At 54.8% G+C, this 10,725-nt stretch carries 10 protein-coding genes; 5 read left to right on the top strand and 5 right to left on the bottom strand.

Going from position 1 to position 10,725, the window contains the following annotated elements; all coding sequences use genetic code 11:
* The first annotated feature begins 393 nt into the window (after positions 1-393).
* On the top strand, positions 394-1,167 hold the full coding sequence (locus J7M22_08430) for an amidohydrolase (GenBank protein MCD6506635.1): 774 nt from the start codon (positions 394-396) through the stop codon (positions 1,165-1,167).
* Here J7M22_08430 and J7M22_08425 read toward each other — a convergent pair.
* Positions 1,141-2,625 (bottom strand): sulfatase-like hydrolase/transferase, encoded by a 1,485-nt coding sequence (locus J7M22_08425; GenBank protein ID MCD6506634.1) that lies wholly within the window; start codon positions 2,623-2,625, stop codon positions 1,141-1,143. The two genes, J7M22_08430 and J7M22_08425, sit on opposite strands and share 27 nt — an antisense overlap.
* 297 nt (positions 2,626-2,922) lie before the next feature.
* Here J7M22_08425 and J7M22_08420 point away from each other — a divergent pair, with 297 nt between their 5' ends.
* The 4 genes from J7M22_08420 to J7M22_08405 all read left to right on the top strand — a co-directional run bounded on the left by J7M22_08420 (position 2,923) and on the right by J7M22_08405 (position 6,733).
* Positions 2,923-3,900, top strand: coding sequence for a Gfo/Idh/MocA family oxidoreductase (locus tag J7M22_08420; protein MCD6506633.1), 978 nt, complete (start codon positions 2,923-2,925; stop codon positions 3,898-3,900).
* Between the two features lie 14 nt (positions 3,901-3,914).
* Positions 3,915-4,625 carry a glycerophosphodiester phosphodiesterase gene (locus tag J7M22_08415; protein MCD6506632.1) on the top strand — a complete coding sequence of 237 codons (711 nt, stop codon included), beginning with the start codon at positions 3,915-3,917 and terminating at the stop codon, positions 4,623-4,625.
* The gene (locus J7M22_08410) at positions 4,622-5,332 is read left to right on the top strand and encodes a rhomboid family intramembrane serine protease (GenBank protein MCD6506631.1); all 711 of its coding nucleotides are present in this window, start codon (positions 4,622-4,624) and stop codon (positions 5,330-5,332) included. Before J7M22_08415 ends, J7M22_08410 begins: the two co-directional genes overlap by 4 nt.
* Positions 5,333-5,488: 156 nt before the next feature.
* Positions 5,489-6,733, top strand: coding sequence for a Gfo/Idh/MocA family oxidoreductase (locus J7M22_08405; GenBank protein MCD6506630.1), 1,245 nt, complete (start codon positions 5,489-5,491; stop codon positions 6,731-6,733).
* A gap of 72 nt (positions 6,734-6,805) precedes the next feature.
* Here J7M22_08405 and J7M22_08400 read toward each other — a convergent pair whose 3' ends face one another.
* The 4 genes from J7M22_08400 to J7M22_08385 form a co-directional block, all read right to left on the bottom strand.
* The gene (locus J7M22_08400) at positions 6,806-7,135 is read right to left on the bottom strand and encodes a hypothetical protein (GenBank protein ID MCD6506629.1); all 330 of its coding nucleotides are present in this window, start codon (positions 7,133-7,135) and stop codon (positions 6,806-6,808) included.
* Between the two features lie 103 nt (positions 7,136-7,238).
* Entirely contained in the window at positions 7,239-10,085 is a 2,847-nt protein-coding gene (locus tag J7M22_08395) for a family 78 glycoside hydrolase catalytic domain (protein ID MCD6506628.1), read from the bottom strand.
* A gap of 15 nt (positions 10,086-10,100) precedes the next feature.
* Entirely contained in the window at positions 10,101-10,313 is a 213-nt protein-coding gene (locus J7M22_08390) for a hypothetical protein (protein ID MCD6506627.1), read from the bottom strand.
* A 187-nt stretch (positions 10,314-10,500) separates the two neighbouring features.
* Positions 10,501-10,659 carry a hypothetical protein gene (locus tag J7M22_08385; protein ID MCD6506626.1) on the bottom strand — a complete coding sequence of 53 codons (159 nt, stop codon included), beginning with the start codon at positions 10,657-10,659 and terminating at the stop codon, positions 10,501-10,503.
* Positions 10,660-10,725: the final 66 nt, after the last annotated feature.

The raw sequence follows: 10,725 nt of genomic DNA, 5'->3' as shown, positions 1-10,725 counted from the left end.
GGGATCTATGGCGCTGTATGCTCCGTCTCATTGCCGAGAGATGGCTCTGCGATGAACCGGATATGACTTTTCTCAGGTACTGATTATATACCTCCTCCGGGCGGTTGTCAACTTCTCGAACATCTGCCCTTTATCGTCTCGACCTTAAACCCATGCCGATTGAGGATCTCCGCCCTCCGCGTGAACTCATGATTTGAACTTGAACCTGCCGAGGGGATGAAACAGGGAGAAACCGAGGGCGACGCTAGGATCGGTAATATCAAGCTATTGACATTCTTATCCACAAGTGATATGATGTGTCTCACACGCCGGCGAATATGAAGACAGTTGTAGGTTAAAGATAGCGAGAGCCCAGGGGTAATCGATCTCCCCGGACTACCTGTGGAGGTAACTATGCGGGACTACTTCGTCGTTAATTTTCATGAACATCCAAGCGATGCCGTTTCGGAGAAAAACGCCGAGATGGGCATCGACATGTCGGTGTTGCTGCCCGTCGGCACGGGCGCCATGACCAAGGCCGTGAGAATGGCCCGGGAAAAACCCGATGAATTCATCCCCTTCTACTGGGTTGACGCCACCGGAGATCTGAGCGATGAACCGCGGCGATTACGCCGAGCCGTTGAGGAGTGGGGCGTGCGCGGCATCAAATTCCAGCCGATGGATCAGCATTGGTTCGCCGATGATCGTCGGATCTATCCGATCTATGAGGTTTGCTCTGAGTTGGGTTTGGTCTGTACCTGGCATGCGGGCGTCGTCAAACTGGGGTTTAAATATGAGCTGGGGGTACCGATGTTGGCCCGATACACCGATCCTCTTCCGCTTGACCAGGTGGCCTTTGACTTCCCCGATCTCAAAATATGCATCGCCCATATGGGCGGCAATTATCACTACAAGGCTCTGATCCTGGCGGAAAAGCACGAGAACATATATCTGGACACCGCTTTTTTGCCTTTCTTCTGTCGCCGAATGCTGCCTCCCATCTCGCCTGAAATGCTCATCACGCATGCGGCGCGCATTATCGGAGCGGAGAAGATCCTCTATGGCAGCGAGGGGCTATGGCCTCAGGCCGTGCTTCATACCGACTTAACTGACGACGAGAAACGCCTTATCCTGGGTCACAACGCCCTTAGGCTCCTCGGTCTACGCCCTGAGGACATGCCCGGGTAGTTCCTCCAACCACTGCGTATACGGCGGCATCTCCGACTCGGCTAACCTCTCAAGTAGGATATCCTTCATCTCATCGCGCAGAGAGAGGTACTCCGGGTCATCGTAGAGATTACGCAGCTCGAGAGGATCCTCCTGAAGATCGTAGAGTTCTCCAACGCCTCCTCCCCAGCTTACGAGCTTGTAACGATCGGTCCGCACACACTTGGCCTTGAGCTTCCGATCATTGGAGACATATTCGCATAGGATCGCCGTCTCACCATCAGCCTCTCCCTCGACGATGGAACGCCAACTTTTAGCCGTCATCTCCGGCGGCCGATCGATGCCGGCATAATCGAGAACCGTTGGGGCCAGGGACATCGTCTCGACTAAACCGTCAAAGCGATGAACCACCCGTTTAAATCGAGATGGAAGAACGAGGATGGTGGGCACCCGTATCACCGGCTCATAGAAATTGGCCTTCCCCATCATACCGAAATCCCCCAGCATATCGCCATGGTCGGAGGTGAAGATAATTATAGTGTCTTCCGCGAGGCCGGTCTCCTCAAGCACCGTCCAGATACGCCCGATCTGATCGTCGATCAGCGTGATCAAAGCATAATAGTGGGCGATGCAACGTCGGATTAAGGTCGTATCCTCGCCGGTAAACCGCCTATTCCTCCTGTGTCGCAGGAACTCTGGCTTGTCGCTCAGATCCGCGAGATAGGTTTTCGGAAGCGGCATCTTCTCGATCGGGTACATCTCCGCGTAACGACGAGGTGGATCTAAAGGAGTATGTGGGCCGCAGAATCCGATCCAGAGGAAAAACGGCAGGGAATTCCCATGTCTCTTGAGGAAATCGATGGCCTGGGAGGCGATCCAGTAATCCACGTACTCCTCCTCCGAAAGCACATTAACGATCGCCGTCAGATTCTCTTTGTATTCAGGAAGTCGCCGCTGTTCGTAGATCTTCTCATATCCGCCCGGATGACGTGCCTCAAGCCATTCCCTATAGGTCGGTCCGGTGTAGGTCGGATTGACGTAGTGGAGCGGCGCCGGTCCGATGGGCAAGCCTTCCGATCGTGTCCATCGAGCGCCTTTGCCGCCCGTTAGGATCATCTCGTCATATCCCTTAGGCTGCATCATATGTATCTTGCCAACGGCGCCGGTCACATACCCCGATTCCTGAAGCCGTTCCATGAAGGTCTTCTCCCACGGCGGCAACGGCGGAGTTGTGTCTATAACCTCCTCCATATACTGAACGCCGTGTTGATGTATATAACGTCCCGTATGCAGACAGGCGCGGCTTGGGATGCAGATGGGACTCTGCACATAGGCATGGCTGAACAGCACACCTCGCGCCGCTGACGTATCGAGGTTTGGTGTTTTGACGATCTCATTCCCCATCACGCCTAAGGTGTCATAGCGCTGTTGATCGGTGGTGATCACGATGATATTCGGTCGCTTCTCCTTATTTGACATCTCTCTCCTCTCAGGGTAATCTATCTGTTCGGGTAATCTTAAAGCATCCCGGTGCAGGATGCAAGGGCATCTGCTCATACCTAACGCCGCTCCTTTCGACGGCGGTGAGCTGTGTCTATCTCAGGATCATGCCGGGAGCTAGCCTATGGCTCGGCAGCTTATTTATCGCCGCCGGCTCCTTTCTAAGCTGGCGTTCGATCGTCAGGTGACATCTGTGGTTTTTCCGATGATTTTGATGTTGTCATGCCCGACATGTTAAAATATAGGCGAAATCCAGATTACGATTGAGGTGCTGATATGGAAGGTGATAAGCTCAGGGTTGGCTTAGTGGGATGCGGAGGATTAGGGAGAAGAGAAGCCCAGATAGCCGCCCAGCTCGAGGAGCTTGTGGCGGTGGCTGATGTCAACTTCGAAAGCGCCAAAGCCCTGGCGGATGAGCTGAAAGTGAAGCCATACGACGATCATCGCAAGATGCTCGAGGAGAACGAGCTGGATTGCGTCCTGGTGGTCACTCCCACATATACTCATGCGCAGATCACGATCGACGCAGCCTCCTCCGGCGCTCACGTCTTCTGCGAAAAGCCGATGGCCATCACGCTTGAGGAATGCGATCGGATGCTCGAGGCGGCGGCACAGAATGGTGTCAAGCTGATGATAGGTTTCGTCAGGCGGTTTCAGCCGAATTACCGTGAAATGCGCCGCAGGGCGGTCGAAGGAGAGATCGGTGGGATCAAGCTCGTTCAGAGCGTTAGAATGGGGGGAAGACCGCCCGTCGGCATCGGGAAATGGAGGCTCGAAAGGGTTAAGGTCGGAGGATTACACTCGGCTTACATACACGAGCTGGATCAGATGCTCTGGATAGCCGGCGACGTCGGTTCGGTCAAGGCGGTCGTCAACTATGGAACTTTCCCCGATACGGATGTCGAGGACAGCATATGGATCTGCATGGAGTTCAAGAACGGGGCCATCGGTGCCCTGGGATCGAGCCAGATATATCCGGTCGGATGGTATGAACTCGGCGTTGGCGGGACGAAAGGGGCGATGAAAATCACAGGCGGAACCACCTCCTTCCAGATCAGGATGCATGACGGCACGTCCCAAACCGTGACCCTCCCTAACAACGATGCCTTCGTGGAGGAGCTGGGGCATTTCTTCGACTGCGTTCGCAACGACAAAGAGCCCATAGCTACGGGGATCGATGGGAGAAAGAGCCTTCAGGTCGTCTGGGCCGCCTTCGAGTCGGCCGAGACGGGGAAAACCGTCTACCTGGATTAGAGAAGAGGTGAGGGATGATCTACGTGGTGGGACATAGGGGCGCGGCGAAGGTCGAGCCCGAAAACACGCTCAGGGGATTCAGATATGCCATCGAGCTCGGCGTCGACTACGTCGAATGCGACGTCCATCTCACCAAGGACGGCTATCTCGTCGTAATACATGACGAGACGGTCGATCGGACGACGAACGGAAGCGGAAGGGTATCGGAGATGACCCTCCAGGAGATACGGGAGCTCGATGCCGGCGAGGGTGAGAGGATACCCACCATAGGTGAGGTGCTAGATCTGGTGAAGGACAAGGTAAAGCTGCTGCTGGAGCTCAAGGGAGAGGGAGTTGAGGAGAAGGCGGTCGAGGAGGTCAAGAGGAGGGGAATGGAGGATCAGGTTATCTTCACCTCATTTCACGTCGAGAGGCTCAGGAGGGTGAAGGAGATCGATCCAGATCTGAAGGTTGGAGTTATCTTCGGAGAGCCGCCATCGCCCGAGGAGATGTGTCGGATCGCCTTAAGCGTGGGCGCATGCGGCGTCGGGATAAACCACAAGCACCTGACGGAGGAGCATGTTCGAGAGGCACACCGCCATGGGCTGGAGGTCAGGGCATGGAACCCCGATACCAGGGAGGAGATGCTGGCCGCTATCGAAAAGGGAGTGGACGGCGTCAGCTCCAACAGACCGGATGTGCTCCTCCGATTGGTAAAGGAGATGACATCGAAAGGTGAAATATGATTCCGCTCAGAGATAACATACCATCCCGCACCTTCCCGCTGACGAACGTCAGCCTGATCCTCATCAACTCCATCGCTTTTCTGTATGAGGTCTCCCTGGGGCCGAGGGTGAATGAATTGGTCATGCGCTATGGCCTGGTGCCGGTGAGGTTCCTCTTTATACTCAGACATGATCTCCTTAACCTCCACCAGGCGATCATTCCGGTTTTTACCTCGATGTTCCTCCACGGCGGATGGATGCATATATTCGGGAACATGATCTTCCTCTGGATATTCGGGGATAACGTGGAGGACAGGATGGGGCACGGAAGATATCTGCTTTTCTATCTTCTCTGCGGCGTTTCGGCAGCCATGGCGCAGACCTTTACCCATCCCTTAAGCGGCATGCCGATGGTCGGGGCAAGCGGAGCCATTGCCGGCGTGATGGGCGCATATTTTATGCTGTTCCCGACAGCCAGGATCCTGACCTTAGTGCCGGTGTTCATCTTCCTGCAGGTCGTTGAGATTCCCGCTCTGCTCTTTCTGGGATTCTGGTTCCTCTTCCAGTTTGCAAATGGGCTGTTTTCGCTGGGTTTTGAAAACCCGCTCATGGGAGGCGTGGCCTGGTGGGCGCATATCGGTGGATTCGCCGCCGGAATGACCCTCGTGTGGATCTTTCAAAGGAAACCCCATAGGAAACCTTATGTTGATGAGTTTCTGCCGTGGTAAATGGGAGAGTGATACAGGCAACTTCCGTCGATACTCCGATCAGTGGATTTCAAGCTTGTCTAAACCGCCGAAATCCTATAAAATTTTCCTTTGTCCTGAACGCCACCGGTCTCCTTGATGGGGAATCGGGAGAAACTCTAAAAGAGGAGCTTTGCTATGTCCAAGAGGGTTGGGATAGGGATTATCGGATGTGGTATGATATCGAGGAGCCATGTCAAGGGCTATCTGGATCTGCCGGAGAAGGCCCGGATATTAGCGGTGTGTGATGTGATCGAGGAGAGCGCCAAAGAAAGAGCCGACATGGTGATCTCGGAAGCCGAGGACCGGTCTCGCCGGCTCGCCGAGGAGGCCAGAAAAGCCGAAACGGCTGAAGAGAGGGAACGGTTGAAGGAGAGAAGCAGGCTTCTCGCCGAATACGCCAAGGACAAGGTCAAGGTGTTCACAGATTACAAGGAGCTGCTGAAGATTCCGGGGATCGACGCCGTGAGCATTTGCACACCGCCCTTCGCCCATGCACCTATCACCATCGCGGCCGCCAAAGCGGGCAAACACGTCTTCTGTGAAAAACCGATGGCCAGAACGGCGACCGAAGCCAGGGAGATGTGCGAAGCATGTAACAGGGCAGGGGTGAAGCTCGGTTACCAAAGCGGTGGTGCAAGGTTAGGGGCGGTGAACTACGCCATACGTCGATACATCACATCGGGCAGACTGGGGGATGTCTACTACGGCAGACAGACCAGCTTTCGGGTGAGGGGAAGGCCCGGACTGGACATGCCTAGTTTCTCCAAATGGTTTCTCGATTCAAGGCTGGCCGGAGGAGGCGGCCTATACGATATCGGAGTCTACCAGATCGACAAAGTTCTCTATCTCCTGGGTGATCCCCAGCCCAAGACGATAAGCGGGACGGCGTACCACGGGGTGGAGCCCCGATACACCGGCGACGGAGTGTATGATGTCGACGAACACGTCACCGTCTTCGTCCGGTTTACAAACGGGATGACCTTCACGTTTGAAAACGGTTGGGTAACGAACATGAGTGGCATGTCCGAGGGCATCTTCATCTTCGGCTCCAAGGGGGCCTTCAGGAATGAGACGCTCATCGTAGAGGAGGGAGAATGGGAGAGGGATAAATCCGGCAAACCGATCCGATATAGGGCGAAGCTGGTCGAAAAAGAGCTGGAGGTGCCGGACATACCCAATCCCGGCAAGTTTGGCGACTTCCTCAACGCCTGTCTGAGCGATGCCAAGCCGATATCCTCGGGCGAGGACGGAGTTAAAGTGATGGAGATAATGAGCGGCGCCTTGCTTTCGGCGAAGCTCGGCCGCGAGGTAACGGTCGATGAGCTCTATACTATCGAGGCCATGCGAACCGAACCTACGCCCGGCTGGCCCGTCATCTGAGGATCATCCGCTTACGGTTGGAGGTTCAGGTTGAGATTCCTTCATCTTAACCTCAACCTGAACCTTAACCCGTTACTCACGGCTATTCCTCTTTTTCCTGGAGAGTATCTCCATCAGCCGCTCGATCTCCTCAGGGGAGAGCGATTCGGCCATCCGGGCCAGCTGAGAGAGGTTTGACTCTGACGATCGCCGTTCGCCTCTTATCCTGGGTATCTCCTTTAGGAAATCATCCACGGCGTCCACAATCAGCCTCACCTGTCCCATCCTTGATTCCACGCGCTCCACCTGTTCAAGTCTGTCCAGCAGTAATCTGGCCTGATCCACGATATCGAGCACGGGTTCTATCCTGTGCACGTAGTTTTGAATCCGCTTTATCAGATTGATGAGAAGGTCATCTGCCACTGGACATCCCTCCTATTCTCCCATTCAGCAGTGTATGGCATCCAAACCAAGTATATCATAAGCCCCGATATAGGGGCAATGGGGTTATCCCGGTCATCTTCCCTCAGGAGATACTCAGATTCCACTCTCCGCCCCTGCTGAGTCGGATTTCGACCTTCCCCTTTTTGATCTCCAGGCTTTCGACACCATCCGGAAGCCTGTCAGGGCTGGCCTCCTCACCGTTGATCTTCACCTGCCTCGCCTTATAGGGAGCGGGCAGGATGAGATGCGATTTAACCCGCGCCGGCACGTGTGAGACGAGCTCGAACCCTTCCTCTCCTTTCCTCCACTCCACGTCTATTTCCCCCTGAACGGTCGGGAATCGGCCGCGGCACCAGTTCAATCCAACAGGTTTAGGAGCTATCCTCACGGTCTGAAATCCCGGCTCCTCAGGATAGACGCCCAGAACTTCGGTGCTCAGGAAATATGTCGGCGCGGAGGACCACGCGTGACACCAGCTTCTCGTCCATCTCTTTCCGGCCCACCCGGGGAAGGTCTCCCAGAACGTAGTTGCCCCCTTGTCTATCATGAATCCCCACTTCTCCCTGGTCAGATCGAGCATTCTCTCTATCTCTCCATCACGGGCGAGCTGTTCGAAGAGGAAGAACATAAAGAAGGGGCTTCCGGCCGTCACCACGCCCTCAGGCGGATCGAGCACGAGTTCTCTAACCTTCCGGGCTCTCTCCCCATCGACGCAGTCACATAGCAGGGCCATGGTGTTCGTCTGTTGGCTGATAATCGGACTGGGCGTGCCGTCAGGGCGTATGCAGTCTATAAAGGCTCCCTTCTCCTGGGACCAGAGATGTCGGTTTATGGCCTCTTTCAGCTCATCCGCCGCTTTTCTCCATCTCTCGCCATCTCCCTCTCCCAACAGGTCTGCGATCTCAGAAGCTTCCCTGAGAGATCTCACCAGGAGCATGTTCTGATGTGCCACGACACCCGCCCTAGGAGTATCCATCGGCGCCCAGTCGAGCATGTTCCAAGCCTCTATCTCCAGCAATCCGTCATTGTTCAGATAGCCGATGAAGTTATCGCAGGTGATTTTAACGGCCGGATAGATCCTCTCGATGAAGCTTCTGTCGCCGGTGAACTGCCAGTATTCCCGAACGGAGATCACCCAGAGTAAACTCCATGCGGTGAGGATATCCTGCCAACCGCTGGGGACGTGGGATTCAGGGAGGGGAGAGCGGCGTAGGGAATCGGCCGTCTGCAGCAGACAGTGCGCCGTTATCCGGGGATCGCCGAAAGCCGCCCAGTTGATCAGGGCTTCGTTACGGGCATCTCCCACCCAATGCGTCTGCTCATAGGCCGGACAATCCAGATAGGTATCATCCATACAGAGCCTCAACGTATAGGCGCCGATCTCCCAAATCCTGTTCAATCGATCGTCGTCACAGTAAAACTCGCCCCGCTCGGGCGTGGGATAGGTGCTGAGCCTGGAGGTGATGTGTCTTATCCTGACCGGAGAGCTGAAGTTGCGCAGCACCACATAGGCGTATCGGAATCCCCGCTTGACGTAGCTTCTGTAGCTTTGTCTTCCCTCGCGGCACACATATCGGAACGAGTTGTTCAGCCCATGTGTCAGCAGCAGCTCGCCCTCCTGTATCCCTTCAAACATGTTGAAATCCAGGATCGTTCCCTCCGGCGCATTGATTTCGAACTCGGTGTATGCCAGAAGCTCCCTTCCGAAATCCAGCAGCAGCCTGACATCTCCCCCCTCGGACGGATGGATAACTGACCATTCGTCGTTCGGCGTCAGCATGGCGTCGGGGTTTTCGACCCTGGGCTCAACTCCAACCACCGGTTTGTCCCAATAGGTCAACGACCAGACGTCAACTTTAGCGATCGCCTCCTCCGGCACATCGCGGATCAGATCCCTAGGTGCCTTCTCCGGGTCGCCTGACTCCCAAATTCGGCTGAACGTCTCGTCGTCTCGGATCGGACCTATGACGGCGATTCGACCTGCCTGCAGTTTCCCCTCACACTCCAAACCGAGCGAGAACTGCATCAGGTGATAACTGCCTGAGACGTCGAAGAGCATGATATTTCGACCGTTCCTCAGGTGTAACCTTGTTCCGTCACCCGCCGATACCTCCTCGCCGTTCAGCTTGAGTTTGCCGACGACGTGATGAGATCGCCTGAGAAGAACTTCATTTTCGCCCTCAGATCGGATCTCGAAGAGCAGAAACCCTCTCACCGATTTATGGTTGGAGTCGTATCTATCGGGGAAGAAGGATCGTTCGAGATCCACGGTCCAGTGATAGGGTATGGATCTGACCACCTCCGCCTTCATCAGACGAACGGGGACGACCTCATCATCGGTCTGAAGGGGAATATCTCGGGGGACGAGCTCCGTCCAGGGCTCACATACCGGATCTCCGATCTCGAGGGCGTTCTCCCAGTCTGAATCGTCGAAGCTTCCTTCAGTCCAACCCGCGGGCTCTCGCCTCGCATCGAACTGCTCCTCCCATGCCTGTTGGACCGATATCCGCGGCACGAATCGGGCGAAGGCTTCGGATGGCTTCACCTTCCAGGTCCGATCGGTTCCTATGACCGTTTTGGCGACAGAAGTTTCAATTTCGATCTGGCAGAGCAATCCGCCACGCCCTTGAATATACTGGAATGTGGAGTGTCCGTAATGATTGACGAGCACAGCGATGAGGTTCTCGCCGATCCTTAAGTATGGGGTTATGTCGTAGAGATCGTAGTTCTGACGCCAGGGGAAGGACCTCGGTGGGCCCTGTCCGATCCTCTCGCCGTTGACGTAGAGCACGTATCGGCTATCGGCGGTGATCGCCAGGGAGGCGGATACGATCTCACCGTCGAGCTTAAAGCTCTTTCGGTACATCAGGAAGAGATTCCTGGGTTTCTCCTCGCCTTCCATCCAAATCCATCTCGCTTTCCAGTTCATTTAACACCTCCAGTTCTAATTTTCATACTCACCGTTCCAACGTAGAACCGAAGCTGGAATATATATACCAATGGACCCACCGAATAATGAAAACGGCCAGAGGGTGTTCCTACGGATAAGCTCATCCTCAACGAACTGACGCACCCGCTCATCGTTGATGGAGAGAAAGCTCTGCACATAGCGGACGTAGTCCCTGATGATCTGCCGGCTGAGATCGAATATGCTCATCTCGAATCAACCTTCCATTATCGGATTCGCTAATCACGCTCAAAAATATATCACAAATCACCGTGGATCTCAACAGGAGAATCTCGAACTGTCTCTTCTTCCTTGACCGAAAACGAATCGACCAACCCTTAGCGCAGCAGCTTTGGATTGTATCCGATGTTGATTAGGCAGACTGCCTCTGTCTTTTTCATCTTTTCAGCCATCCCCATGTTATCCCCAATTTGTCTCGATGCGAGATGAAGGCCGGTCCTACGAAGGTCAGTCTTCTGAACCCGTTCTCATCACGGTCTACTCCGATCGAGTAGAGGAAGATCTCTTCGAAGAGACGGCAGTTATACCCAGTCATTGTGTCCCTCTTGAGAGAGATACTTGCAGATAGTCTCATAAACCTTTCTCGCCACCCGTAAGGCCG

It is taken from the genome of Candidatus Poribacteria bacterium (assembly GCA_021162805.1).
GTDB lineage: Bacteria > Poribacteria > WGA-4E > B28-G17 > B28-G17 > JAGGXZ01.
This window is presented reverse-complemented; position numbering and strand designations above follow the sequence as displayed.

Excerpts from the sequence above, each read along its gene's own strand:
- J7M22_08415 (MCD6506632.1), top strand. The coding sequence starts at position 3,915 with ATGATCTACGTGGTGGGACATAGGGGCGCGGCGAAGGTCGAGCCCGAA.
- J7M22_08395 (MCD6506628.1), bottom strand. The coding sequence starts at position 10,085 with ATGAACTGGAAAGCGAGATGGATTTGGATGGAAGGCGAGGAGAAACCC.
- J7M22_08425 (MCD6506634.1), bottom strand. The coding sequence starts at position 2,625 with ATGTCAAATAAGGAGAAGCGACCGAATATCATCGTGATCACCACCGAT.
- J7M22_08430 (MCD6506635.1), top strand. The coding sequence starts at position 394 with ATGCGGGACTACTTCGTCGTTAATTTTCATGAACATCCAAGCGATGCC.
- J7M22_08420 (MCD6506633.1), top strand. The coding sequence starts at position 2,923 with ATGGAAGGTGATAAGCTCAGGGTTGGCTTAGTGGGATGCGGAGGATTA.
- J7M22_08390 (MCD6506627.1), bottom strand. The coding sequence starts at position 10,313 with ATGAGCATATTCGATCTCAGCCGGCAGATCATCAGGGACTACGTCCGC.
- J7M22_08410 (MCD6506631.1), top strand. The coding sequence starts at position 4,622 with ATGATTCCGCTCAGAGATAACATACCATCCCGCACCTTCCCGCTGACG.
- J7M22_08405 (MCD6506630.1), top strand. The coding sequence starts at position 5,489 with ATGTCCAAGAGGGTTGGGATAGGGATTATCGGATGTGGTATGATATCG.
- J7M22_08385 (MCD6506626.1), bottom strand. The coding sequence starts at position 10,659 with ATGACTGGGTATAACTGCCGTCTCTTCGAAGAGATCTTCCTCTACTCG.